28 protein-coding genes and 1 pseudogene are annotated in these 24,242 nt (G+C 36.9%); 3 read left to right on the top strand and 26 right to left on the bottom strand.

Features of this window, described 5'->3' with window-relative positions; translation table 11 throughout:
* Positions 1 to 28 precede the first annotated feature (28 nt).
* Positions 29 to 853: an ADP-ribosylglycohydrolase family protein gene (locus NQ540_RS01250; RefSeq protein ID WP_005607648.1), complete on the bottom strand. Its 825-nt coding sequence runs from the start codon at positions 851 to 853 to the stop codon at positions 29 to 31.
* A 276-nt stretch (positions 854 to 1,129) separates the two neighbouring features.
* Positions 1,130 to 1,867: a LysR family transcriptional regulator gene (locus NQ540_RS01245; RefSeq protein WP_005607650.1), complete on the bottom strand. Its 738-nt coding sequence runs from the start codon at positions 1,865 to 1,867 to the stop codon at positions 1,130 to 1,132.
* A gap of 108 nt (positions 1,868 to 1,975) precedes the next feature.
* Here NQ540_RS01245 and NQ540_RS01240 point away from each other — a divergent pair, with 108 nt between their 5' ends.
* Positions 1,976 to 2,494, top strand: a complete 519-nt coding sequence (locus NQ540_RS01240; RefSeq protein WP_005607651.1) for a DUF4865 family protein — start codon at positions 1,976 to 1,978, stop codon at positions 2,492 to 2,494.
* Positions 2,495 to 2,539: 45 nt separating this feature from the next.
* Here the strand turns inward: NQ540_RS01240 and NQ540_RS01235 are convergent, their stop codons facing one another.
* The 5 genes and pseudogenes from NQ540_RS01235 to NQ540_RS01215 form a co-directional block, all read right to left on the bottom strand.
* Positions 2,540 to 2,677: a hypothetical protein gene (locus NQ540_RS01235; protein WP_005607653.1), complete on the bottom strand. Its 138-nt coding sequence runs from the start codon at positions 2,675 to 2,677 to the stop codon at positions 2,540 to 2,542.
* 74 nt (positions 2,678 to 2,751) lie between these two features.
* A complete protein-coding gene (locus NQ540_RS01230; protein WP_039849243.1) occupies positions 2,752 to 3,294 on the bottom strand; it encodes a GNAT family N-acetyltransferase in 543 nt (180 codons plus the stop codon).
* Between the two features lie 139 nt (positions 3,295 to 3,433).
* Positions 3,434 to 3,832, bottom strand: a complete 399-nt coding sequence (locus tag NQ540_RS01225) for a VOC family protein (RefSeq protein ID WP_039849244.1) — start codon at positions 3,830 to 3,832, stop codon at positions 3,434 to 3,436.
* Positions 3,833 to 3,877: 45 nt separating this feature from the next.
* A pseudogene (locus NQ540_RS01220) lies at positions 3,878 to 4,135 on the bottom strand (recombinase family protein); the annotation flags it as partial.
* A 37-nt stretch (positions 4,136 to 4,172) separates the two neighbouring features.
* Positions 4,173 to 4,562, bottom strand: coding sequence for a bleomycin resistance protein (locus NQ540_RS01215; RefSeq protein ID WP_005607663.1), 390 nt, complete (start codon positions 4,560 to 4,562; stop codon positions 4,173 to 4,175).
* Between the two features lie 765 nt (positions 4,563 to 5,327).
* On the opposite strand from NQ540_RS01215, the gene NQ540_RS01210 reads away from it, so the two are divergent.
* Positions 5,328 to 5,492, top strand: a complete 165-nt coding sequence (locus NQ540_RS01210; RefSeq protein WP_005607666.1) for a hypothetical protein — start codon at positions 5,328 to 5,330, stop codon at positions 5,490 to 5,492.
* A gap of 66 nt (positions 5,493 to 5,558) precedes the next feature.
* Here NQ540_RS01210 and NQ540_RS01205 read toward each other — a convergent pair whose 3' ends face one another.
* From NQ540_RS01205 to NQ540_RS01115, 19 genes are all read right to left on the bottom strand, one after another.
* Positions 5,559 to 5,975: a helix-turn-helix domain-containing protein gene (locus NQ540_RS01205; RefSeq protein WP_005607670.1), complete on the bottom strand. Its 417-nt coding sequence runs from the start codon at positions 5,973 to 5,975 to the stop codon at positions 5,559 to 5,561.
* A gap of 31 nt (positions 5,976 to 6,006) precedes the next feature.
* Positions 6,007 to 7,065, bottom strand: a complete 1,059-nt coding sequence (locus tag NQ540_RS01200; protein ID WP_005607672.1) for an alpha/beta fold hydrolase — start codon at positions 7,063 to 7,065, stop codon at positions 6,007 to 6,009.
* A 723-nt stretch (positions 7,066 to 7,788) separates the two neighbouring features.
* Positions 7,789 to 8,076 (bottom strand): hypothetical protein, encoded by a 288-nt coding sequence (locus NQ540_RS01195; RefSeq protein WP_005607674.1) that lies wholly within the window; start codon positions 8,074 to 8,076, stop codon positions 7,789 to 7,791.
* Positions 8,077 to 8,309: 233 nt separating this feature from the next.
* On the bottom strand, positions 8,310 to 9,230 hold the full coding sequence (locus NQ540_RS01190; RefSeq protein WP_039849245.1) for an SMODS-associated NUDIX domain-containing protein: 921 nt from the start codon (positions 9,228 to 9,230) through the stop codon (positions 8,310 to 8,312).
* Between the two features lies 1 nt (position 9,231).
* Positions 9,232 to 10,614, bottom strand: coding sequence for a nucleotide-binding domain-containing protein (locus NQ540_RS01185; protein WP_005607678.1), 1,383 nt, complete (start codon positions 10,612 to 10,614; stop codon positions 9,232 to 9,234).
* Between the two features lie 485 nt (positions 10,615 to 11,099).
* Positions 11,100 to 11,261, bottom strand: a complete 162-nt coding sequence (locus NQ540_RS01180; protein ID WP_259912642.1) for a TipC family immunity protein — start codon at positions 11,259 to 11,261, stop codon at positions 11,100 to 11,102.
* Between the two features lie 366 nt (positions 11,262 to 11,627).
* Positions 11,628 to 12,026 carry a hypothetical protein gene (locus NQ540_RS01175; protein ID WP_004262746.1) on the bottom strand — a complete coding sequence of 133 codons (399 nt, stop codon included), beginning with the start codon at positions 12,024 to 12,026 and terminating at the stop codon, positions 11,628 to 11,630.
* Complete coding sequence (locus NQ540_RS01170) at positions 12,023 to 12,292, bottom strand: hypothetical protein (protein ID WP_005607684.1); 270 nt, start codon at positions 12,290 to 12,292, stop codon at positions 12,023 to 12,025. Before NQ540_RS01170 ends, NQ540_RS01175 begins: the two co-directional genes overlap by 4 nt.
* A 148-nt stretch (positions 12,293 to 12,440) precedes the next feature.
* A complete protein-coding gene (gene rlmD / locus NQ540_RS01165) occupies positions 12,441 to 13,796 on the bottom strand; it encodes a 23S rRNA (uracil(1939)-C(5))-methyltransferase RlmD (RefSeq protein WP_039849246.1) in 1,356 nt (451 codons plus the stop codon).
* Positions 13,797 to 13,906: 110 nt separating this feature from the next.
* The gene (locus NQ540_RS01160) at positions 13,907 to 14,926 is read right to left on the bottom strand and encodes a YdcF family protein (RefSeq protein ID WP_039849290.1); all 1,020 of its coding nucleotides are present in this window, start codon (positions 14,924 to 14,926) and stop codon (positions 13,907 to 13,909) included.
* 95 nt (positions 14,927 to 15,021) lie between these two features.
* Entirely contained in the window at positions 15,022 to 15,246 is a 225-nt protein-coding gene (locus tag NQ540_RS01155; protein ID WP_050755108.1) for a helix-turn-helix transcriptional regulator, read from the bottom strand.
* Positions 15,247 to 15,253: 7 nt separating this feature from the next.
* A complete protein-coding gene (locus NQ540_RS01150) occupies positions 15,254 to 15,526 on the bottom strand; it encodes a hypothetical protein (protein WP_039849247.1) in 273 nt (90 codons plus the stop codon).
* Positions 15,527 to 15,701: 175 nt separating this feature from the next.
* A complete protein-coding gene (locus NQ540_RS01145; RefSeq protein ID WP_005607694.1) occupies positions 15,702 to 16,631 on the bottom strand; it encodes a transketolase family protein in 930 nt (309 codons plus the stop codon).
* Positions 16,628 to 17,485, bottom strand: a complete 858-nt coding sequence (locus tag NQ540_RS01140) for a transketolase (protein WP_005607696.1) — start codon at positions 17,483 to 17,485, stop codon at positions 16,628 to 16,630. The genes NQ540_RS01145 and NQ540_RS01140 overlap by 4 nt, the downstream gene beginning before the upstream one ends.
* Before the next feature lie 2 nt (positions 17,486 to 17,487).
* Complete coding sequence (locus NQ540_RS01135) at positions 17,488 to 18,831, bottom strand: PTS ascorbate transporter subunit IIC (RefSeq protein WP_039849248.1); 1,344 nt, start codon at positions 18,829 to 18,831, stop codon at positions 17,488 to 17,490.
* 15 nt (positions 18,832 to 18,846) lie between these two features.
* Complete coding sequence (locus tag NQ540_RS01130; RefSeq protein ID WP_005607700.1) at positions 18,847 to 19,131, bottom strand: PTS sugar transporter subunit IIB; 285 nt, start codon at positions 19,129 to 19,131, stop codon at positions 18,847 to 18,849.
* Positions 19,132 to 19,134: 3 nt separating this feature from the next.
* Positions 19,135 to 21,162: a BglG family transcription antiterminator gene (locus NQ540_RS01125; RefSeq protein WP_005607702.1), complete on the bottom strand. Its 2,028-nt coding sequence runs from the start codon at positions 21,160 to 21,162 to the stop codon at positions 19,135 to 19,137.
* Positions 21,163 to 21,394: 232 nt separating this feature from the next.
* Positions 21,395 to 22,096 carry an ABC transporter permease gene (locus NQ540_RS01120; RefSeq protein ID WP_005607703.1) on the bottom strand — a complete coding sequence of 234 codons (702 nt, stop codon included), beginning with the start codon at positions 22,094 to 22,096 and terminating at the stop codon, positions 21,395 to 21,397.
* Positions 22,089 to 22,913, bottom strand: a complete 825-nt coding sequence (locus NQ540_RS01115) for an ABC transporter ATP-binding protein (RefSeq protein ID WP_005607705.1) — start codon at positions 22,911 to 22,913, stop codon at positions 22,089 to 22,091. Before NQ540_RS01115 ends, NQ540_RS01120 begins: the two co-directional genes overlap by 8 nt.
* 268 nt (positions 22,914 to 23,181) lie before the next feature.
* Between NQ540_RS01115 and NQ540_RS01110 the strand changes: the two genes are divergently transcribed.
* Complete coding sequence (locus NQ540_RS01110; protein WP_005607707.1) at positions 23,182 to 23,736, top strand: GNAT family N-acetyltransferase; 555 nt, start codon at positions 23,182 to 23,184, stop codon at positions 23,734 to 23,736.
* Positions 23,737 to 24,242: the final 506 nt, after the last annotated feature.

Here is a 24,242-nt window from a genome sequence, read left to right as displayed (position 1 = left end):
AAGTATGGTCATACACCAATATATACGATTATTTGATTACAACGAATTCTTCCCATCGTCTGAGCACATCTTTTAGTGGCTCATCTAAATAGGTATAAACCTTATCCTGAATCCAATCCGGAATCCCATAAGCTGCCTCTGCGATACTTCCTGTGATTGCAGCAAGGGTATCACTGTCCCCACCAAGAGAAATCGCATTTCGAATCGCATCTTCAAAATCTGTACTCTCCAGAAAGGCAACGATAGCTTGAGGAACCGTATCCTGACACGTTTCATTGAATCGATACGTAGGACGAATTTCATCTAACGTTTTCGAAAGATCATATCCATACTCTTTCTCGATATGTTCCTTAATACGTCTTTTAATCTCCGCAGGATTATCACTACCGTCGCCACCAAAGAAATAACGGCACATAAAGATTGCATCCGCTGTTGCCATTGCGCCTTTGATTCCTTCTGGATGGTTATGCGTCACCTCTGAAGAAAGTTGCGCCAGACGTTTTCCCTCGGACGGCAACTCGCCTATTGTAGCCTCCATCACCCAAGCACACGGAGAAACACGCATCGCAGACCCATTCCCAAAACTATTGTAAGGCTCACGGTTGTCAGTCATAAGCCACCGGTTAAACCTGGCACCGTAATCCGCGTTTGGATACATTCTTCCGTACTTCTTCATGGCATCAATGAAGTCATCCTTCTGTCCACCATTCATGATTGCTTCCGCCACAGCACAGGTCATGACCGTATCATCTGTGAAAAAACAATCGTCCCTAAACAAGGGAAAATCCTTCGTTTTAATATTGTTCCATTCATAAACGGAACCCACAACATCTCCTACCATTGCTCCTAACATATATATTCCTCCTTTTACAAAATTAACTATTTTTGTCAAAAAATGTATATAGACATTTCAAGCTCCTATGACAGTCCTCCTTCTTATACTCTATATCTATGAACCCTCGGAACTATATCCCTTAACTAGAACAGCCCCAAAAAATAGAGAGTTACCGATTATTTCTTAATTTAACATAAGAATATATATCATAAACCTTTTTATTTAAATAAACTCATGGAAAATCCCTAGTTTGGTTATTGGATACCTTTGCTTTATCTATATAAAATAGTTATTTTAAACTTTCTTTCCATACTGATAAAAAGGAATGTTAACAAAATCTTGAGTATAAGGTTTTATGTTCAATCTATTTTTCAACCATGTGGGTAACAAGGCAATTCCTTGTCCTTTTTCAACTAAGGTAATAATATTTTCAAATGAATCAATTTCTACAAACTCTTTTAAATGAGCGAACTCTCTTACGGTTCTTTTTCTAAAAGGACAATTTTCATCTTTATTAATTAAAAAAGGTGTCTCCTTGGCAACCAATTGATTGCTTGAGCAAAAATACATTGCTTCAATGTTTCCTAGAATTTCATCATAATTTTTAAGATTTTTAATTTCTTGAAAACAAAAAATCTTATCAAAATCTTCTTGCTGAGCGACACTTGGTATTTCTGAAGTTTTTTTGATAGTGATATCACTTATACCTAAATCAATTGTGTGCAAATTATTAATATCATGATTTAATAATAATTCTGAAATTAAAACTCTTACTTTTGCTTTTGAAATCCTCTTTTTTAAATTCTCCAAATTATTGGAAGTTTCCTTACAAAATTGATAAAACAAGTCTCCTTTTTCAGTTGGAACCAATCCATTATAATTTCTAAGAAATAGCTTGGCCCCCAGTTCAGTTTCAATCACTTTTAATCTAGCGCTTAAATTTGATTGTGCATATTGTAAAATCTTTGAACTTTTATTTATAGATTTTGTTTCATAGATTGTCACAAAGATTTTCATATCATTAAAATTCATCTAAAACACCTTATCATTTTTTATGATAATTATATCATAATTAAGTATTATTCAAAATTACAGAAATCATATTTACTATAATTAATAAATTAGAAAAGAGGTACTTCCATGCAAGCAATGCAATACACTATAAAATTACCAGCTGATTATGATATGAATATCATTAGACAACGTGTCCAAAAGACAGGGCATTTGATGGATGGTTTTGAAGATTTATTTTTAAAAGTCTATTTAATCTCTGAAAAATCTGAAGGTCAACTATTTAATAGTTATTGTCCATTATATATTTGGAAAGAAACTAATGGAATGACCAAATTTATATTTGATGGTTATTTTGATAATATTTTAACTTCTTTTGGTTGGCAAAATATTGAAATTGGAGTAACCACATCAGTCGAATTGTCGGATCATTTTGATTCGGCCAAGTATGTCACATTAGAAGTCGTTGATATAAAAGTTTCTGAAACTTTAAAGACATTTACTATTTATGAGCAATTACAAAATGATGAAAGTGGTAAAATTGTAGTTTTTAATCCCGATAAATGGAAAAAATGTATCTTTACATTTTATACCAATAAACCTGATAAACACCTACCGACTTTTGAAATTCTATATATTTCAAAATAATCAAAATATAAGTAGCGATGAAGAAAAAGAGCGATGAAAATTTTTTCATTGCTCTTTTTCTATAGCGATAATATAACTGTTATCTTCCTTACCGCCTAATTTTTTGAAATAAGTTTCATACTTAAAAGCAAGATTTACTTTAAGTTTTATTACAACGGTTTCCCTCAAATCACTTTTTAACATTCTGTTGTACCTTGTCACATTAATGAAACATCTACTTCTACTTCACTGATGCCTCAGCTCGTACAAGCAGTGATTTACTTAAATGAAATCCATTCTGGCTTTGATAAACAGGTTATATGTTCTGTGCGAAGAACACCTTCCAAAGCACATGGAACGTTCTCTTTTGTATGATGATAACGGAAGCCGCATTTTTCCTGAACTCTCTGTGACTTTGTATTGCCGTCAAAATAACCGCACCACAATTTCTCCAGATTCAAGTCATCAAATGCATGTCTCATTATCTCTCGAACTGCTTCTGGGATAAGACCCTGACCCCAATACGGAACTCCTATCCAGTAACCAATCTCCGCCTCCGTATCAGGAATCCCTATATGACTTGCAGAGCCAATCATCAATCCTATGCTACCCACTGGCTGCATGGTTTCTTTTAAAACGATGGCGTATGTCTCAGGTGCTGAAAGAACACTTTTTATTATCTCCCTACTGTTTTCAACACTAGTATGTACTGGCCAACCTGTAATCGGACCAACCTCTGGATTACTGGCATATTGAAATAAATCATGGGCATCTTTTTCTTCCCATGGACGAAGAATCAATCTTTCCGCTTCTAAAACCATTTTTCTCTCCTTAAATTCCAGCTGTTTGTAAAATTGCTTACGATGGAGGATTTTCACGATTTAACTCTTTTTAACGATAGCATAAGGTTATCGTTAAAAGGGTTTACCTCTACAAACTAAAATTTAGCATTGATGATCATTACTGAAAATTTTTAAGTTCATCCAAGCAAATTTCTATTTTAATCCTATCCGGATCTTCAAAATAGACTGCATAATGTTCAGCACCACCGGCATATGGATATTTATCATCATAAAGCAAAACTATATTTCTCTGAATAAGATTCTTCCGAATTTGATCGATTTTATCCTTAGTTTGACAACGGAAAGCAAGGTGATTTAAGCCAATATTACATCTATTGTATTTGTTATTAAGATACTTTTCTTTTGTCTGTACAAAAACAATATAAAATTCGTCCTTTTTATAGGAAAATCCGTCTTTCCATACTTGGAACAACTCAAAACCTAAAACGCTCAGTATCCAAGAATAGAATTCCTTGGTGTTCTCTAAATTACTTACATAAATCTCAATATGATGCATCGTTTCCCCTCCATCTGGTGCTGGAAATATCAATATACTCAATTTTTACTTCGCTGTTGCCTCATCTCGCACAAGCAACGCTATACACTCAACTTGCTCATTATTGTCCAAATCTATATTCAAATCTTCGTCTATGATAGGAAACTTGAAAGTAATTGACTTTAGCCACTGTCCATTAGGCTGCTTCTCTTCATAAATTTGAATTTCAGCTATCAAAGCTTCTATTAACTGACCTTCTAATTCTTTAATGAGCTTAAACTTTGTAGAATGACTCTTTCTTAGCTCTTTTTGATAATTCTCTATAAATTCAAATTATCATTTCTCGCTAAATTGACATTTGTTAATTTGTAAATCTTAACAAATACCCGTTTGGATCTTGTATTAAAAACTCTATTTGCGTTTCTTCTATTCCATTAACTTGATATATGTTTCTAGTTAGTTCTCTGTATAATTCTATATTCAAACTCTTCACTAATTGATAAAGTTCTTCAATATTATCGACAGCTATTGAAAAATTTATTCCTCTTCCTAAAGGATATACTAACTCACCTATATTCCAACCATCATCGTGAATTTGTTCAAACATAAACTGACTATCTTGAAAAGATATGAAAACAAATTTATCTTCAGAACGTTCATATTCAATTTTAAATCCTAATTCACTATAAAATTTTTTAGTCCGACCAATATCAAAAACTGATAATTCAGGAATCATCCTATTAAAATCCATATTCTCTCCTCAACAAATTTAGATTTATCTATTCTTATAGTTTAGTAGCATTCCATCACAATATTTTAACGCTTGTAGTCATTTACTTTTTAACTTCAAATAACTTAACATCTTTATTTGAATACTCCTCAAGTATATTTTTTGTTACCGGTATAATACAAAAAAACTGGCTTTGACCCAACGAGAAATATGTATATATTCCATCATTTCCTCTATAAAACAACGCATATGGTGCTTCATTTTGGTCGTACCATTTATCTCTGGAGTATTATATCCGATATCCATAGCATTAGAGTAAATTTCTTTAATTTCGTCATCTTGAATATAAAACTAAGATTATATAATTTATTCAAAAATAATTTACTGGACTGCTTTAAAATTTATTTATCTATCTTAACATTATATCATTTTTAGGTATTTTTTCTATATCAGCTTCCTACGGTGCTTGAAAGTCCCCTAATAAAGTTAAAACATCTTCCCTTTTTGAATTCCTATAATTATCTTTTGTTCTCTCTTTTTTCTTTTCGTATTTTTCCTGTTGCTCTTGGTACTTTTTAATCTGTGCAATTACACTTGGTTTCTCTCCACGCTTAATCGCCTTGTCAGGTTCGTTCCAATCATTTAGATTTACTTTTCTTGATTTATAGTTTCCACTTTTAATTTTTATCTTTTCTCCGTTTTTATCAAAGATATATTCTTATCGCGGACGAGATCTTACGGCTAAGGGAGCAAGCTACCGTCGACAGAAACAGCCGCGAAGAATCCATGAAGCGGATCAAGGAACTGCAGGACTTCATCGGCCAGCAGGCAACAGAGGTCACAGACTTCGACGAGGAGATTGTTAGACATCTCATCGAAAAGGTCACCGTTTTCGCCGACCACTTTACGGTCGAATTCAAATCCGGTGTAAGCGTCGATATTACAGAATAAGAGCAAGCTGCCCTTGGGATTAACCGTAAGGGCGCTTGCTCTCTTTCATTTGTGATCTATATTTTTTCACTTGTTGGTATCCATCCCAGCATTTGCAAGGAAGTCTTTTATCTTTGTCTCAAATTTGTCGGCCCTGATCAAAGCCAACCCTTCATTCTCATCTCCAAGAATCACCAGCTTGCATCCGCCGGTCAGCCCGAACAATTCCCGCGCTTCTTTAGGAATCACGATCTGGCCACGTTCGCTTATTGCGACTGTCCCGAATATATGCTTACCGGCAGGTGTCGGTGCTAAAGGCGTATTCTCTACACGATGTTCCCGGATCAGACTGTCAATAGTGACCCCGTAGACGTCAGCCAGAATGGCGCACTTCTCTATATCCGGTATTGTCTCACCGCTCTCCCATTTTCCATATGCCTGACGGGAAATATCTATTTTCTCTGCTATTTCCTCCTGCGAAAAGTCTTTTAATTTTCGCAGCATAATCAGATTCTCTTTCAGCAAACCAAATTCCTCATTTCTGTAATGAATTAACTGACTGGATATAAAAATCGCTATGAACGGTATGTATTACATGATCACTTGTATCTGTCTCCACAAGACTGCAATTTTCTCCGATGTATGAAACGGCACGCTCTGCCTGTTCACTCGATGCGGCGCACAGGTAAGTTCCGTCATAAGCCACCTGTTCTTTTGCATGGATGTACACACAAGGAACTTCAATATCCGACAGAATATCTTCATGCTTTAAACCATGATTCCAGCTCAAGTCGTAAAACCGTTCCCCATATGCAAAATCATACTCTCTTGCATATTCAAACACAGACCATATGGAAGAAGGAAGGAATCCGATCTTTACGGCTTTATCAGGATGCTTGTCATGATACCCCTGGGCATAATTTGCAATACCGGGCATCGCGTTTTTCATAAACAGCTGTCCCCAGTAACAGTGACGGAGGTAATAAGCTTCCCAGCACTCCGTCTTGTCTGACTTATTGTATTCATGCAAAGACTTAAACGTGTCCTTATAGGCAAAGCTGTCCTCCCAGCCTTCTCCCTCCGTCGAAAATATCGGAGGATCTTCAAGCACCACGCCAGCAATGTTTTCACCGCCGTATGCCGCAACATATGCCGCCGTGATGGCTCCGTTAGAATGCCCTGAAACAACTGTAGGCTTCCCGATGACATTGTTGATAAACCAAATCAGATCGTCGCCGTTCACATCAAGATAATAGAGGCTTTCATCATGTGATGATTCACCATGTCCGTATACATCGACGGCGTAAATATGCCAGTTCCTACTGAGCTCGGGCATGACAAGCGCATAGTCTTCCCAAATGCTCATCTGTCCGTGAATCAGGAGAAGCGGAGGTTTGTCATTCTCAACCTCTCCATAATTGATGTTACTGCCTGTCGGTAATGTGACCTGCTTTTCAGCAACATGAACTTCCTTCAACGCCTTTTCATATTTGTCATACCAATGAATATTTCGATACCAATATATCCCGAATGCTATACTAGCTATGGCGACAATAATCAGGATAATTATTAAAACGATTTTTACCGCTTCCATTTCGCTCCCTCTTTCAGTAGTTTCTATACTAAGTTTACCCGAGGGCGTGCGTTGTTTCCACCAACCAAACGTGACATATTTATATGACTTTTGTCATCTTTGGTTGCATATCAGCAAGCATTCGTGTGTCTTCTATAATTTCCCGACATCTATCCTGAACACTCAATAAACCCCTGACCCTTGACATCAAGACTACCGTCTCCACGTGTGATGCTAGCAAACTTCTATATTATAGAACGAAAGGGATAGAGTTATTATTTAAAATTAAACTTTATAATGAAAATACTTATAAAAAAGTAGATCATTTTTAAAAGTGTCCTACTTGTATTATTTTCATTTAAAAAGGGATAAGCCCTCAACACAAGTGGGTCTCTCCTACGTTTGCGGGAAGGACAGGATAGAAATGGCGTCAAATCAAGGTTTTATTTTTGAAATTTACCAGAAAATACTCAGTTCTTTTTTACTTACAATTATCTTAATAAAAAAAGAACTTGCCTGTCAAACGTTCATTTATATCATCTTTATCTATCTTAGTTATAATGTTTATCAAATCTGATTTGAGCATTTCTTTTTCCTTATCTTATTTATTCAACTAATAAATAATCCAGAGGGGTAAAACTAAGTTTCAAGATAAATGAATTAAATATCCCCAAAATAAAACGCATAATATCAGTTTTTTCAATGCCAGACACTATACGCTTTTACCCAACCTCTTTAAATTCGTTATCTTTCATATCGATTAATTTCTTGATGCTCCCAGTCTTTCTCTTCAACTTTTTTGATGTCAAAATCCTTTGAATCTTCGTTGTAAACTACGAAATAGTAGTTACCAGAAGGGTGATATTTTCCGATGATGATGTCATCTTTGAGATTATCGATTTTGTAATGTTCTTTAGGGAATTTGCGGATATATTCGACATCTTCGACGATTTCTACTTTTGGTGTTGTAATATTTGCAATAAGCGCCTGCAAAAATATTAAAAGTATAACACCAATAACAATACCAAGCATGACATTTTTGTTTAGTTGTATGATTTATTTCTTTTTGTGTTTACACAACTTATTTTACACTACCTTGATAAACTCAACTCAATGCTTGGTTCAGTTATTCTAACGAAAAATTTTCCTGTAAATTTTTATCCATATTTTTATTTTCTCCATGTGTTTGACATTTGTGCCTGTCTCTTTCATCTAAATTCTTCATACAAACCTTGGATAGAAATTCTTTAATATTTCACTGTATATTAAACTTTTATTTTGATTACTTTTTCATGTCTATTTCTCAGTATTAACTTGTCTGTATTTTCACTCAGAATTTTTGGAGTGTGGTTAGCAATATTATCCGTTAGTTTATCAGTTCCATATCCCACGCCATAAGACTTAATTTCATCAGAAGTTGCAAATCGGTATTTAATAGAGTCTTTATCTATGAGATTTCTGAATAACTCCTCTTGATTATCTGTTAATCTAACTTCAACAACATCTGCTAAAAGTAACTCATAATGGTTAAATACATTGCCATATTCAACATTCGTCATATGTCTTCCACAATATTTATACGATAAATCTCCAAACTCATTTTTATCTAAAATACTTGTTGAAAATACTTCCTCAAAAAACTCTCTGCTAAGGTCATTTATATTCTCTCTATATGGGGTTTTATCAAATCTTTTCACAAATTTCCTCAAATATTTACTCTTAACCAATAATCTATAATCTCTTTCTGTGATTTTATCTACTGGAATTCGATTATCATTCTCAACTGGAATATGTTCTGCTAGATAGTTTGCTTCTTCTATTTTGAATTTGTAAGCACCACCGACTGGCTGATATTTTTTTGTTCTATTATTCTGCACTAAAAAATATCGACCATCAATTTTTATTCTGTATAAGTAAGCAAAAGAAATTCTAATATTTGTATCTTTTTTTATTAAACCAGCTCTTAATAATTTTCGCTGAGTCGATTTCCAATTCTTATTATCGGTCAAATCAACAATGCTTGGAAAAAGATATGGAAGCAGAAATCCTGCTACTAAACCTCCTAAAGATGAACCAATAGAATTTTCATTAATTTCAAAATAGATTATGCATAGTATTCCTATAATACAAAGAATTAATAATGATAGCATTTTCAATATTTTTGTGCTGTAACTATATTCTCTCAAATCAACTTCCTCCAATGGGAACATCTACATGTCCAATACCAACGCATACCCCGTTTTTTATCAAATAGCATTCAATATAATGTTCACCAATGAATTTGGAATTCTCTGTAATTTCATTGCCTCTGTTATCTTGAATTTGACCACGTATATCATTACGACGTTCTGCTTCAGTCCCTACATTTAAAACTTTCCATAAAATCTTATCGTAGGACGGACAATTAGTATAGCCAATTTTACATTTAATAGAAAAGTTATGCGGTATAAATCTTTTAAGTTTCGGTGTAAATTTATCTAAATAATCTGAAATTGGCATTACTGAGAAGCCGTTACCAGATACTTTACAATCAATTGTTACATCATATTGTTCATAAATGGGATACATATTTTCAATAAATTCTTCCGTATCATCAAAATCGTACGCTTTACTTACACTATAACTTTCTTTTACTGTTGACGAATATAATTCATTCCAATAAGAGTGATTAAAGAATTTCGACCAAGCATTTATAGCATCTTTATACGTGCAATCTTCATCAAATAGTATTTCTAAATTCTGCAAATTGCTTTCTAAACGACTTTTCCAATTTCTCATTCTTTGATAGTCAATTTCTCGAGTTACTAATGGTCTTCCATTGTCTACTGGAGCTGCAATCTCCAAATATAGACTCAAACGTTTTACAATAGCTTCCATAGTATAGTAGAATATTTCATCTAATCGAGAATAATTTGAGTTAAGTGTTTCGGCACTTAAGATGGTTTGAATTAAACCACTGGGCATGTTCGCCCAAGTTTTTCTTGATTTGCAGAACATTTTTGATAATCTAATGACTTTCCTTAAGTCATCTCCTGTATTTTTTATTTCTTCGTTAAACCACTCTTCTAGGGCCTTAATATGCCTAACTGACCACTCTGAACCAGCATGTTCGTAAATATATTCATCTTCCCATGAATACTCTTTATATCTTTTAAAAAGGGCAAAATCTACATGATAACCTGTTGAGATATACTTTAAACGTACACAACTTGTTTTTACCTCAGGTTCTTCTGCAAATTGTTTAGTTTTTCTTTCTAATGCGTCTGCGACTATATTTCTGGTTGCAAGAGGTCCTAAATTATTGAGGTTATCTGATTCAAATACTATACCAACATCTATATCATAATCACTTTCGTCGTTTTGTGTAATAGTGTGCATAGCCATGCTACCTTGAATTCTTTCCTCAGCAATTTTATAATCTTTATTTTTTTCTTCGTTATATTCTATCAATCCATCCTTTAGTCTCTTGATATTCAATTTTCGTTTTTTCCTTAATTCATTTTGTTCCTTTGCTGGCAACACAACCTTTGTTCTATAAAATTTATTAAATTCTTTTGAACAATCATACATTTATCATCCCTCCTTTTATTACTATTTATTGATTTTTCGTGAAGTTACTTTATTCATTATACTCTACAGGTATTCAATGCCATAGACCATAAAGCTCATCGAACCAAAAAAATTAATTAGCGATTAACTTTTGATATACTTAAATTCTATCAATCATTTCTTGTGTCTCCACACTCTATATCAATTACTACAGAAACGTTGATATAGTTTTTAATCTCTTTATTTCTGATTTTTTCCCCTCACCAGTAAAGACGATATACTTGTAAAAGTGCTTGAAATAAAGGATTTCTACGTATCTGCTCGTTGTAGCAACACTACGCACTCCACATGTGGTGCTAGCAAACTTCTATATTGTAGAATGAAAGTGAATGAATCAACATTTAAATAACACTTTTGAACGAAAAGTATACTGTCTTATTCCAAACACCCTAATAAAAATGAGTAAAACTGTTTGAAAGTTATTTCATAGTTTCTTATACAACTTACTACCAATTCTCCCGCTGGGGTTCAATTTTGATATCGCCATAGTTGCTTGGCGAGTACTTGCTGTCATAAATGCTACACCAATCTTTCAAGACTTTCTGGTTGACGACTTCGTCGTAGTAAGAATCCAAGTCCTTGGCAGAGATACCATACTGCTGATCCATCTCATAAATCGCTTTACCGAGATCTTCATGCGCCACAAAGTTAGTTAAAACAGGATCGCTATAACTCAGACTCTTCACTCTTCCAGCAGCTGCCATCTGGCTACTTAAAGCACTAAAAAGTTGCTCCGTACTGCTGGTTGTCCTCATCTTATCAAAGGCATTGACCTTATTCTTCGTATCCTGAACATACTTCCGAGCTGTCTGGGTATTAGTATAGAAGGTGCTGCTTAAGGGAGCACTCAGACGATAGAGACTCGAAATACCATCATAGATACTCTTGAAATCTGAAGCTCCGCAATATCGACATAAAATCCCATTAGCCTTCCTCCTAGTGAACATAAAAAGCGAGGAATCAATATCTATTCTTCAATCTCCAAATTCATTTTCTTCGTCATCCAAGACTACTTCCCCTGAACTTTCCCATTCTTCTTTTGTGATTTCGCCACTTTGATACATGAAGTTTTTATTCAATTCAACTAAAATATCATCAAAGTCATCAAAACAATCGATTATCCCCCTAATCCCAGTTAATAGATTATAGAAAGCAATAGTGTAATCTGAATTCTCTGAAGAGGAAATTGTAGTAATGTCTATCTTGTTAAACAATCTTAATCCTTCATAAAAACGATCTTCATATTTTTTTAGAAAGATATTTATCGTATTGTCTATATCTCTGATACTTTCTTCTCTAAGTAGCACACCTTTATTATTCTCATTAAGAATAGTCAATCGTTTCATTACATCTTTTAACTCTGAACTAATCATTTTAATCTCCTTCCAGAAGCTAAATTAAATTTTTTACTATTAGAAGTTCCATCAAGATTAAGAACATCCTTTACTTTACCTCTTTTATTGAATACCTCAAAATGATCTTTATGCAGACCTTCTAAGTACAACTCATCTCCTTTTTTCAAAATATCATCTATATCTTTAGTCACCTCATAAACACTTTGCCCGTCATATTGTTTCTTCGTCTTTCTAAGACTGTCCCTAATCTTTTTTCCAAAGTCTGTCTCAAAAAACTCAGACATATTATTGACAGCTTGTGTGACTCGCTCCGCCCTACCAGAACCACCTACTCCTCGTACTACATCACTTCAGACTGTTAGATTTATACTTCACTCGAAAATTCAAAAAGGACGAATATCAAGTCTTTTGTAAACCCTGAAACGGTGGGCTTTATCCCTTTCTCTCCAGCAGTCCTACAACCTCGATATGCGCAGTCATCGGGAACATATCCACGGGTTGCACGTACTGCGCCTCGTAACCGCGTTCCTTGAAGTGTACAAGGTCGCGTGCAAGTGTTGCTGGATTACAGCTCACATACACGATGCGTTCAGGTCTCGTTGCACACGCTGCTTCGATAAAAGCCAGGTCGAGTCCTTTGCGCGGTGGATCCACCACAATCACATCTGGCTGGATGCCTTCTTCCTTCCAGCGTGGCATGATTTTCTCAGCCGCTCCCGTTTCAAAGTGCACATTCGTCACGCCGTTCAACTTCGCATTTTCCTTGGCCATCACAATCGCATCATCCACGATTTCCATGGCATAGACTTTCTTGGCATCGCGGGCAAAGGCCAAACTCATCGTCCCGATTCCGCAATATGCATCTACGACCGTCTCTCCACCCTTCAAGTCCGCAGCGTCGATGGCTTGTTGATAAAGCACTTCAGTTTGCACGGTATTCACTTGGAAGAACGAACGCGCGCTAATCTTGAACGTGAATTCGAACAATTTCTCTTCGTACACATCTTCCCCGAATAACACCTTCGTCTCACGTCCCATGATGACATTCGTTGGCTTTGGTTGGATGTTTTGCACGATAGACACGACTTCCGGATGCGCCGCCGTAATGTCTCTGACAATCGCCTCCGCTTGCGGTAACCCCTTTGTTCTCGTCACGAAAATAATCATCACTTGCTTCGTACGGAGTCCTCGTCGCACAATAATATGCTTCAAGTCTCCAGTATGGTTCGCTTCATCATATGCCACCACTGGATACTTTCTTAAAATATCACGCACCGCCACAATCAAGCGATCGATTTCAGGGTCTTGAATATGGAAGTTTTCCATCGGAATCAAGTCATGCGAGTTCTTCTTGAAGAAACCTGTCGTCAGCAGACCGTCTACCGTACGTACTGGAATTTGCGCCTTGTTTCGGTAGCCCAGCGCACTCTCCATTCCAAGCGCCCTACGCACTTCTAATTCTGGCATCTTTGCGATTTTCGTCATCACATTTTTCACTTGTTGCTGCTTGAAGGCAAGCTGACTCTCGTAAGTCATGTGTTGCAACGGCATTGTTCCCACACGTGTCCCAAGAGCGTCTTTTACATCAACACGGTTCGGGCTCATTTCCAGCCACTCCTCCACACGCGCGTATCCATAGCTTTTTCCAATCTTCATCGTCTTCACACGAACGACTTCACCAGAAATACTATTCTCGATAAATAACGGGAATCCATCCACCTTCCCAACGCCCAGTCCTTCATGCGTTAAATCTTCAATGGTTACTGTATAAAATTCGTTTTTCTTCATTTCTGTTCCTCCAGAGTTTATCACGTCTATTATACCGTCTTTTAGCATAAATAAAAAGGCAATCCCCCATACAAAAAAGCTACTCTAACCATGTCAGAGTAGCTCTGCTATTACCATAAAATTCCTTTGTAAGAGAGCGTAATCGCCATTGCCAGAAGCAGGTAAAATCCGATAAACATCCATTTCATTTTCACACAAAGGGCAACATACTCCCGGATGAAAGCAGAAGGAATATAATAACTCGCGGTTGTACAACCAAGTCCATCCCCTTGCATGCCGATCATCTTAGCGTAGGTACTGGTTCGAAAGACATGATAGTCGTTCGTTACAAATAAGAATCGTGGTTCTTTGAGGAATGTTTCCCCTAATCGTTTTGAGAATAATAAATTTTCATAGGTCGTTCTCGACTCTTCTTCGAGCAATACGGACTCTCTTGGAACATCCGTTTCTTCCATTAAGTAATTCAAAATCGCATGCGCTTCAGAAATCTTCTCATCGGCTCCTTTTCCGCCACTTGCGATTAGTTTGATATTTGGATTTTTTGATTTTTTAAAAGCCTCGACTGCTTTATCTATCCGACATTTTAAAAGCGGCGTTACTCGTTCTCCGTCTAATAATCCAGCCCCATGAATAATGATGAAATCATACTGTTTTCTCTTTGGAATAAACACATACAAAATCGAGTAAAATAGGAATCCAAAAAAGGCAAACCCAAAAATAACATAGGAGTAGATAAAAAAGATCAAGAATATATTCAGCCAGTGATTTTCATAAAAATACTGATTATTGAGCGCACGAATAATGATCACGCCAAAGAATAGTAAAATCAAAAAGCCCATACCAAGCGATAAGAAATTCGACTTAGATTTTCCCTCACGCTTCAAAAGAACGATTCCATTATAAATAAAGAAAAAGCCGCTTAGGAAAATTAAAAAGGGCACGCCTAAAAATCCGACCATTAACACGAAAAGATGTCCTGCCTCGCTTCCAGATTCATAGACCGCTTGAACCACTGATAAATATCCAAAAAACACCGCAATAATAAGGAGGGCGGGGTTCCATAAGCTGCGATTATCCCGCCACATGGAAGCGATCAGAGCCACCAATACCACTCCAGTAATAAGATAGATTGCCATTTTCATTCCTCCAATTCTACTCTTGTATTATAACAAACTCCCAAGAGAAACGATAATCTGACAAGAAATGAAGAGGAATAGTATGCGTCTTAGAAATTTTGAGGTTTCAACTGAATATCTACCTCATACCCATTTTTGTATGCTAGTTCAATCAACGTCGATAGATTAGGCGTTCCTTCCCCACGCTCCAACCTAGCCAGAGCTGTCCGTTTAAACCCTACTTTCTTTGCATATTCCTCTCTAGTTAAATTGTTTTCCATACGAAGTTTAATAATACGTAATGACGCTCGATGTCTTGCTAGTTCTTTTGCCAAATCCTCTTTAAAGTTCGGATAGCGGGAAGCTATAATCGAGAATATTTCTTCTCTTAAGGAACTCACTGCCATTCACCCCTTCCGTAATATCTTCCGCTTCGAAGACCAAATACATAACCCCTTCTTTTTCATCGAATCTTCCCCATTTTTCAATCATCTCCGGAGTAACCCCTTCTTCTTCAATCAGTTGCACAATCGCAGCTGCCTTTACCATTCTCCCATATGGCATTTCCATTAATTCTTCAAAGTTTTCCTTTGTAAATTCGCGTTTGTACCTCATAAACACACCTCCATTTTTCTTGAGTGTAACATTTTTGTTACGTAACAAAAATGTTACATCTTGCTTTTTTTGGATACTTTTTTGCTCCAAAAAGCCTATCATTCTCATGTTTTTTATGTTTAAACATCAATTAAAAAAGTTGCTTTTCCACAGTTGTAGAAAAGCAACTTTTTCATTAATAGTGAAGAATCGATAAGATTTTATCTTTTATACTCGCTTCATCTAGTCCGTATTCTTTAAGAAGATAATCCACCTTCCCGACTTGTCCAAATCGTTCTTGAATTCCCATTCTATAGACCGGAGTATTCAAATCTGTTGAAAAGAGTTCACAGAGTGCGCTTCCGATTCCACCGATTTGATTATGATTTTCGACACTGAGAATCGGTAGCCCTCGATATAAAGCCAGCAATTCTTCCGGTAATGGCTTCACTCTAAATAAATCGACCACTCCAATATCCAGTCCTTGCTTGGAGAGTTCCCTTGAGATTCGTAAACAAGGCGCTACCATAATGCCAGTTGCGATAATAACTAAATCTTCTCCAGATTTCAATTCGATAAACCCTTTCGAAAAGTCCTCCTCGCCTTGATAGATGGCTTCGGGTGCTTTTCGAATAGTTCGAACATATTTCAAACCTTTCAGATTCAAGGTCTGCCTCAATACCGCATGGAGTTGAATATCATCACTCACTTCGAAAATCGTCGCACCAGGGATCAACCTGGTTAGTCCAATTTCTTCAAATGGCATATGTGTGCCGCCGTTCATTTCCGCGGTCACTCCGGCATCTGAACCAATTACTGTCGCATCCAGTTGTGCATATCCTAGCGATAAAAACAATTGGTCGAAAACGCGTCTAGTCGCAAACGGTCCAAAGGTGTGCAAGTACGGCTTAAATCCTAAAATCGATAGTCCTGCGGCAACTCCTACCATCTCAGCTTCCATAATCCCTACATTGATATATCTCTTTCCGAGAATCTCTCCAAGCTTATGCGTCGCCATGGAGCTCGATAAATCGGCCTCTAAAACGACGAGCTCTGGATGTTCTCGATTCGCTTCAAGAAGGAAGTCACGATAAACTAAACGTAATTCTTTTGTCTCTCGCATCATGAACCAACCTCCAATTCTTCTCTCAATTGTTCAACCGCTTGATTCAACATTTCCTTTTGTTCAGGTGTTGGGCGAAGATGGTGGTTCGCTTCAATCTGTTCCACACCTTTGACGCCTTGCCCTTTCACTGTATCGAGTACGATGCACTTAGGAAATGGAAGGGTGGACTGTTTTAATTGTTCGATGGCTTCAAAAATGGCTTCAACATCTTGGCCGTCAACTCTCAGCGTTTCAAAGCCGAACGCCTTAAATTTTTCCACGAAATCAAGAGGATTACAAATATCCGCGGTTCTTCCATCTAACTGTTTCTTATTATCATCTACAAAGACGATAAAACGATTCAACTGATGGTGAGAGGCAAATTGGATAGCTTCCCAACATTGTCCTTCGTTTAATTCACCGTCTCCGACAATGGTATAAGTGTAATATGGGGCATCTTTAATCTTCTGCCCATATGCAATTCCTGTTGCAGCGCTAATCCCTTGTCCAAGAGATCCTGTCGTCATATCAATTCCAGGAGTTAAATTACGGTCAGGATGCGAAGGAAGGTGAGTCCCATTTTGGTTTAACGATAGTAGAAATTCCTTATCGAAAAATCCTTTCAAATGCAAAGTACTATATAAAGCAGGTCCTGCATGACCTTTAGAGAGCACAAAGTAGTCTCTATCTTTCTTAGCAAACTCATCAGGGGTCATCGGCATCACCTCTTTATAGAGGACCGCTAAAACTTCGACAACCGACAAGCTTCCCCCATAATGCCCAAACCCTAAATGATTCAGGCATTCTAGCGTGTTCATCCGAATTTCTTTGGCAAATCGAATCAGTTCATTTCGTCTACTCTCGCTTAAGGCCATTTTTATTCCCCCTTAGTCGCTGGTTTCTTTACAAAAGAAATACCAACCATGACTACTAAGATTAGTAGAATACCGATGATAATGCCTCCTTGTGAACCAAATTGATTTAAGACTCCAAGTACGATACCAGAAAGTCCGAAGTCGGCATCTGAGAAGGTTGAACCCTCAAATCCAAGTCCGCCTAATACTGGCATTAGGAATACTGGTAAGAAACTAATTAATACACCTTGGAAGAAGGCCCCGATAGTTGCTCCACGAACCCCACCAGAAGCATTTCCGATAACTCCGGCAGTCGCACCACAGAAGAAGTGAGGAACCACCCCAGGAAGAATGACCACGCTTCCTGTAAGAATCATGATGACCATACTAGCCAATCCACCCGCAAAGCTTGAAATAAATCCAATTAGTACAGCGTTTGGAGCATATGGATAAACGATTGGGCAGTCAAGGGCTGGTTTTGAATCTGGAACCAGACGTTCAGAAATCCCTTTGAACGCTGGTACGATTTCACCAAGGATGAGACGTACCCCTGCTAAGATGACAAAGACCCCTGCAGCAAATTGTCCTGCTAATTGTAAGGCGAAAACTAGGCTGCTTGTTCCATTGCTTAATTCTTGTTCAATATACGTAGATCCTGCAAAAATAGCTACAATCACATAAATAATGGTCATTGAAATGGTGATACTTACTGTGCTATCGCGTAAGAAAGCTAAACTCTTAGGAAAATGAATATCTTCTGTTGATTTTGATTTATCTCCAAAGATACTTCCTAAAAATCCACTTAACCAATATCCTAGTGCACTAAAGTGTCCTAGCGCTACTTTGTCATTTCCTGTTAATTGCACCATATATTTTTGAACAAAGGCTGGAGAAACACTCATGATGATTCCTAGCGCTAATCCTCCAAGTATGATTAATGGAAGATTCGTAAATCCAGCAACCGACAAGATAACAGCAATCATACACGCCATATAGAGCGTATGGTGACCTGTTAAGAAAATGTATTTAAATCGAGTGAAACGAGCAATCAAAATATTGAAGACCATTCCGGCAAACATAATCATTGCTGTAGAAGAACCATATGTCGTTAAGGCCACAGCAACGATGGCTTCGTTATTTGGAACAACCCCTGATAAATTAAACGCATGTTCAAACATTTTTCCAAATGGGTTTAATGAATTTTGAATAATGCCTGCCCCACCGGAAACCACTAAGAATCCGACGAATGTTTTAATGCCGCCCTTCATAATATCCGGTAAGCTTTTCTTTTGAAGAATTAAACCGATAACGGCAATTAAGGCAACCAATATGGCTGGAGTACTAACGATATCTAAAAGAAATTTCATTTTCATTTCCTCCTTCTAAATAAGGCCTTTTTCTTGGCAAATACGAGTGACTAATTCCTTTAACTCATCCATATCAATGATGCTGTTGAGGATTCTGACATCTCCTAAGTGGCCAGACGAATCTGCTAAATCTCGTCCAACAATCCAAATATCCGCATCATTAGGATTGGCTCCTCCTAAATCGTAATGTTCCACCTCTACATTTGTAACTCCGAGTTCCTTTAGAACCGATTCAATATTCATTTGAACCATGAAACTTGATCCTAAACCTGAACCACAAGCTGTACCGATTCGTAACATCTTTTAAACCTCCTGTTTAATAATATTTTTGATTTCATCATAGTTTTTGGAAGCTAATAACTTTTGCACGCTCTCGTTATCTCTTAAGATGGTCGTCAAATGAGCTAAAGCCTTCAAATGGGTTTCATTATCCACCGCAGCAATACAGATAAGCAGTCGAATTTCCTGTGTCGGATCATCCAGTAAATACGTTGGTTGTTCTAGCACTAACATGGACATTCCTACTTCATTGACCCCGTCATCAGGTCTAGCGTGAGGAATGGCGATTCCTTTTCCTAGATTAATGAAGGGCCCAAATTCTTCTACCTTCTGAATCATTGCTTCCGGGTAATGAGCGGTTATCTTTTGTTGCCCTAGTAGCGGAGCTGCTGCAAAACGAATGGCGTCTTTCCAATCCATTTTTTCTTGGCTATATTGATAGGTTTCCTTTGTTAATAATTCATCTAACAATGGTAGATTCTCCTTTCTCTTAATGTCATATTTCAAGTATTTCTTCAAAGCAAATCCAAGTCCTGACTCATTCGTCACGACCGCATATTGGCGTACAATGGCAAGCAGTTCATCTACTGCTCTATCTTGAAAGCTCATTTCTGGAAAGTCTTTTTGGACTAGATTCACTAGATGAATATTTTGCTCCTGGGAAGGCATGACCGATACTAAATAATTCGGCTTGGTCGTATGAACTTTAACCGTGGAGAATATCATATCGAAGTCCTTCGTTTCTTTCTCAACCAAATCTTCTAGTTTTATATTTCTCACAAATTCAATTTGAGGGAAGAGAAAAGATAGATTTTCTTTCACCATTAAAGAAGAGCTCACACCATTTGGGCAAATAATCACAGCTTTATAGTGTAAAGAAGACTTCGGATGGTCTGCCTTCAAATAGCCACCAAAATGCGCCACAAAGTAAGCGGTCTCACTTTCAGAGATAGTTGTCCCGATATCCTGTTCGAGTGGCGATAGGGATGATTTCACCAACTCGAATAAATCTGGATAATTCTCTTTAATCGTTTGCGTATAATCATTTGTACTTGGAATCCCAAATTTCAACCGATAGTAGGCTGGAATGAGGTGCTTCTTCAAGTTTTCTTTTAAAGTTCTTTTCTGTTGGAACTGCAGAAGCGAGACTTCTTCCATTTTCTGGATAATTTTATCCGTCAATTCATTAAAGTACTCAAAGTTTGAATCAACTTCACCTTCAAAACAGCTAGACAGCAAAATCGACACATATTGTCGGTCATTTATCGTAAATGGACGGTCGATAATTCCTAAATCACGGATCGTTTCTAATAAGATTTTCGATAAGACTTCTATCGCCGGAGAAACTAGCGTCTTAGAAAAAACGACAGGATCTACATTTCTTTGGTAGCGACATAGCACAAAGACCACATCATAAATACATTCTTTTAATTGATCTGCAATCGGCGTTAATTGGAGATGATTATAATAATCTTTTACAATTTGCTCAATCACTTCATAGCGAACATTATGCGCCCAACTAGTCAGTACATAATCCAATCCCCATAGCCCAATCGGTGAATTTAAGAGTTCCCCCACCATCTTGAAGGCCAGTTGATGCTTCTTCCATTCCTCTCCGATTAAGGTATATCCCTTAGCACGGCTATAGCCTAGTTCTAGTTCGTTTTTCGTCATCAGTTTTCTCAGCGACTGAATATCGGACAAGGTGGTGTTTTTGCTCACTTTTAGGAAGTCTTGATAGTGACTGTTGGAAATATATTCCATCCGGCAAAACGTATAAAGATAAATCAAGGCTAATCTTGTTTCCTTTGGCAAGACTAATTCTTTCGACTGAACAATATCCGTCAGTTGCTGATCATTCTTCTCTAAAAAATACTTTCCTTTTGCGCATCTAAGGTCTATATTTTTCTTCTCCAAATAAGCGTGTAAATAATCAATCACCTCTTTGACCTCTTTTATAGAGAATCCTACTTTTACTGAAAGTTCATACAATGATAATTCTTGATAGTTCATCAAGGTCATAAATAGGACAAGCGCTTTTAAATCAATCATTATGTCTCCTTTCTATCCTCATTATAAAATAGAAAAAATCAGAAATGTACATCGATTCGGCCCAATTTAAATGGCATTCATTCGCTACTTCATTGTGCCGTTTCTTTTAACATACCATCTATTCATGTAAACTTTTGGAAAAAATAGCTAATTCACTCTGAAAAATCATGAAACACAAAAAAGAGCAGTTTTACTATAAGAAGTAAAACTACTCTTCTTGAGATTTTATAGTCTAATTTTGAGCTTTTGGTTTCAATAAGAGGAAGTTTAATACAATGAGAACAGCCATCCACGCAATTGGAACGAGCATGCTTTGGAAATTCAACGTGAATTCTTTATCTAAGAAGAAATCGATAAAGTTCCCCATGAATGTGTAATGAGCCACTTTTGAAATAGACTCACTAAATTGAGAGAACATCGGTAGAAATGCAACAGCCATCATCGGAATGACTCCATTCACTTGCGCTTTCGCTTGAGTATCGGTCACTGCCCCCACTAATAAATTCACTAAGATAACACAGATAGCAACACTTATCATCACTACTACATATTCCACTAAATGATTCGAAAGATTCACATTTAAAATGAGCGGGAAGCTAACAATCGTAATGCAGCCAAGGATAATTGGATAGAATAAGATGGAGATTAGATACTCCGCTGAATGAATTCCACTAAGGAATAAGGTTTTCAAGTTCTTTTTCTCTTTTTCTTCCGCCAACATAATCGTAATCATAGTTCCCATAGATAAACTAAACGCGAGCGGTAACATGATAAACAAGATTTGAAGCGATTTGCTTGGGTCATGGTCTGGATTTAAAAATCGATCATAGAGAAAGAGTAAAGCATATGGGAAAATAATTTGGAACAGCATTGCTCCATTGCTTAAAATCATTTGTGTACGTAGCCAAATTAAGGCGCTAATTCTTCTAATCATTTAATTTCTCTCCTGTCAATTGAATAAAGATTTCTTCAAGGGTTGGTTCCATCGAGTGCATCATTTCTACTGTCGTTAAGTCTTGCTCTTTTAACGCTTCAAAAGGCACTACTTTTTCAGTATGGTCTTTAAACGTTACTTTCACTCGTTTTTCTTTATTGTATTTTTGAATAATATCTCGTGGTGTTCCAATTTCTACTAAGTCCCCTTGGTTAAGCAAGGAAATGCGATCACACATCTCGGTTGCTTCCACCATGTCATGCGTTGTAAGGAAAATCGTTGTCCCACTTTCCTTCAGCTCATTTAATAATCGGTGGATTTTTTGAGAGGTCATTGGATCTAAACCACTCGTCGGTTCATCTAAAAAGAGTAATTCTGGTTTGTTGAGAAGCGCTCTTGCTAGAAACATTCTTTGGCGCATCCCTGTAGAAAGTTTTTCTGCAATCACCTTTTTACTATCCAGTAGTCCTACTTGTTCTAATACTTCATCAACTCGACTATTCGGAAGTCCATATATTTTTGCGTAAACGATGAGGTTTTTCTCGAGGGACAATTTTTCATAGTATCCACTCGAATCTCCGACTAATCCGATATGCGCTAAATCTTCTGGCGCTAAATTCTTCGTTTCTTTTCCAAGGAGCTCTGTCGTTCCTTCATCAGCTTTCAATTGTCCAGTTAAAATATTGATGAGAGTTGTCTTCCCCGCTCCACTTGGTCCTAAGAACCCAAAAATTTCTCCTTTATCAACATTGAATTCAATTTGGTTTAATGCTGTCTTGTTTCCAAAACGTTTGCTAATTTGATGTACTTTAATCATGGTCTGCCTCCGTACTTGTTCTTGATGATTTAACTTTATCAAAAACCAAGGTCACTCTGTAGGCCCTCCAGTCACGAAGTACCATGACTAAAGTCACGATAAACAAATGTCACCAGAATTTGACAACTTCTATCAAAGAAATAGGAAAATATCCGTTTCTTTCAGATATTTTCGGAACCCTTTTCATTATTGTTATAAAAGCAATTTGCACCCTTTACTTTCCAACAGATTACGACTATAATGCAGGTAGAGAAAGGGGGTAACGATTATGAACGTACCTACACTAGAATCACAACGTATCACTCTTAGGCCCTTTCACGAAACTGACATGGAAATTATCAAGTCATTGCTAAATGATCCTTTAGCAACGTCTAACCTTCCATGGGTATCTGCACCGTCTCACTTAAATGCAGAGAACTTTTATACACGACTAATCGCGAATTCTCCGTACTTTTTTATCATCGAAATGAAGAATTACGACCTTCCAATTGGCTTTATGAAAGTCTCCACAGAGCAAAACAATCTAATGGATTTCGCATTATTGCAAGAATACTGGCAACGTGATGTTTTGATTGAAGCTTTTCAATTAATTCAGCCGTACCTCGTTCAACAAGGAATTCCGAGCCTTTCAATACAAATTGCAAGTGACCATGAAGACTCTTGTGATTTCGCCAAACGTACTGATTTTTTATATGAATACTCGTATACAATTGAAGATGGAAGCACGGTTCGTCTTTATCAGAAGATTCTCAATCCCCAAAAAGCTAGATTTAGTCCAGATATGTGGGAAAAAAATTCCGAACACTTTATCGAAGCCATTTAGATGCAAAAGCACCGACTGGAATCCCAGTCGGTGTTTTTCTTGTTTAGAACGAATTTATCTTTTTATTAGAACTTTTTTAAAGACTACACAGCACTTCTACAAAACAAAAGCACAAACTATATAGATGATTACGGAGTAACTTACGGATTCTATAGGAATGGAAATAACGAGTGTAACCGAAATGAATTAGGTCGTCTGTTGATTTTATCAACATGACGCCCTTTGAAGTTCGGTAGGCAAAGAGACCTTGGCTCTCACCGGTACAGTTATTTCCATTCCTATGAAGATATCCTTAAAAGTGCGAACTAATCCTAGGAGACCCTATCCTCTTAATGACAACTTCAAAGCATTTCCACAAAATAAAAAACACAAATTAAATAGATGATTACGCAGTATCCTACGGATTCTATAGTAATGGAAATAACGAACGTAACCGAAATGAATTAGGGCGTCAGTTGATTCATCAACTTGACGCCCTTTGAAGTTCGGTAGGCAAAGAGACCTAG

This window comes from Granulicatella adiacens ATCC 49175 (assembly GCF_025150565.1).
In the GTDB taxonomy this organism is placed as follows: domain Bacteria; phylum Bacillota; class Bacilli; order Lactobacillales; family Aerococcaceae; genus Granulicatella; species Granulicatella adiacens.
The sequence above is the reverse complement of the archived record's forward strand: the minus strand, read 5'-3'. Positions and strand labels throughout refer to the sequence as shown.

Coding starts and splice junctions, on each gene's coding strand:
- NQ540_RS01175 (WP_004262746.1), bottom strand. CDS start 12,026: ATGATTAGTTCAGAGTTAAAAGATGTAATGAAACGATTGACTATTCTT.
- NQ540_RS01140 (WP_005607696.1), bottom strand. CDS start 17,485: ATGGCCTTAAGCGAGAGTAGACGAAATGAACTGATTCGATTTGCCAAA.
- NQ540_RS01145 (WP_005607694.1), bottom strand. CDS start 16,631: ATGATGCGAGAGACAAAAGAATTACGTTTAGTTTATCGTGACTTCCTT.
- NQ540_RS01250 (WP_005607648.1), bottom strand. CDS start 853: ATGTTAGGAGCAATGGTAGGAGATGTTGTGGGTTCCGTTTATGAATGG.
- NQ540_RS01240 (WP_005607651.1), top strand. CDS start 1,976: ATGCAAGCAATGCAATACACTATAAAATTACCAGCTGATTATGATATG.
- NQ540_RS01120 (WP_005607703.1), bottom strand. CDS start 22,096: ATGATTAGAAGAATTAGCGCCTTAATTTGGCTACGTACACAAATGATT.
- NQ540_RS01205 (WP_005607670.1), bottom strand. CDS start 5,975: ATGCTGCGAAAATTAAAAGACTTTTCGCAGGAGGAAATAGCAGAGAAA.
- NQ540_RS01125 (WP_005607702.1), bottom strand. CDS start 21,162: ATGATTGATTTAAAAGCGCTTGTCCTATTTATGACCTTGATGAACTAT.
- NQ540_RS01185 (WP_005607678.1), bottom strand. CDS start 10,614: ATGTATGATTGTTCAAAAGAATTTAATAAATTTTATAGAACAAAGGTT.
- NQ540_RS01200 (WP_005607672.1), bottom strand. CDS start 7,065: ATGGAAGCGGTAAAAATCGTTTTAATAATTATCCTGATTATTGTCGCC.
- rlmD (WP_039849246.1), bottom strand. CDS start 13,796: ATGAAGAAAAACGAATTTTATACAGTAACCATTGAAGATTTAACGCAT.
- NQ540_RS01170 (WP_005607684.1), bottom strand. CDS start 12,292: ATGTCTGAGTTTTTTGAGACAGACTTTGGAAAAAAGATTAGGGACAGT.
- NQ540_RS01135 (WP_039849248.1), bottom strand. CDS start 18,831: ATGAAATTTCTTTTAGATATCGTTAGTACTCCAGCCATATTGGTTGCC.
- NQ540_RS01215 (WP_005607663.1), bottom strand. CDS start 4,562: ATGGATTTTAATAGGATGATTCCTGAATTATCAGTTTTTGATATTGGT.
- NQ540_RS01115 (WP_005607705.1), bottom strand. CDS start 22,913: ATGATTAAAGTACATCAAATTAGCAAACGTTTTGGAAACAAGACAGCA.
- NQ540_RS01235 (WP_005607653.1), bottom strand. CDS start 2,677: ATGTTAAAAAGTGATTTGAGGGAAACCGTTGTAATAAAACTTAAAGTA.
- NQ540_RS01230 (WP_039849243.1), bottom strand. CDS start 3,294: ATGGTTTTAGAAGCGGAAAGATTGATTCTTCGTCCATGGGAAGAAAAA.
- NQ540_RS01110 (WP_005607707.1), top strand. CDS start 23,182: ATGAACGTACCTACACTAGAATCACAACGTATCACTCTTAGGCCCTTT.
- NQ540_RS01130 (WP_005607700.1), bottom strand. CDS start 19,131: ATGTTACGAATCGGTACAGCTTGTGGTTCAGGTTTAGGATCAAGTTTC.
- NQ540_RS01150 (WP_039849247.1), bottom strand. CDS start 15,526: ATGAGGTACAAACGCGAATTTACAAAGGAAAACTTTGAAGAATTAATG.
- NQ540_RS01225 (WP_039849244.1), bottom strand. CDS start 3,832: ATGCATCATATTGAGATTTATGTAAGTAATTTAGAGAACACCAAGGAA.
- NQ540_RS01195 (WP_005607674.1), bottom strand. CDS start 8,076: ATGCTTGGTATTGTTATTGGTGTTATACTTTTAATATTTTTGCAGGCG.
- NQ540_RS01245 (WP_005607650.1), bottom strand. CDS start 1,867: ATGAATTTTAATGATATGAAAATCTTTGTGACAATCTATGAAACAAAA.
- NQ540_RS01180 (WP_259912642.1), bottom strand. CDS start 11,261: ATGGATCAGCAGTATGGTATCTCTGCCAAGGACTTGGATTCTTACTAC.
- NQ540_RS01210 (WP_005607666.1), top strand. CDS start 5,328: ATGAAGCGGATCAAGGAACTGCAGGACTTCATCGGCCAGCAGGCAACA.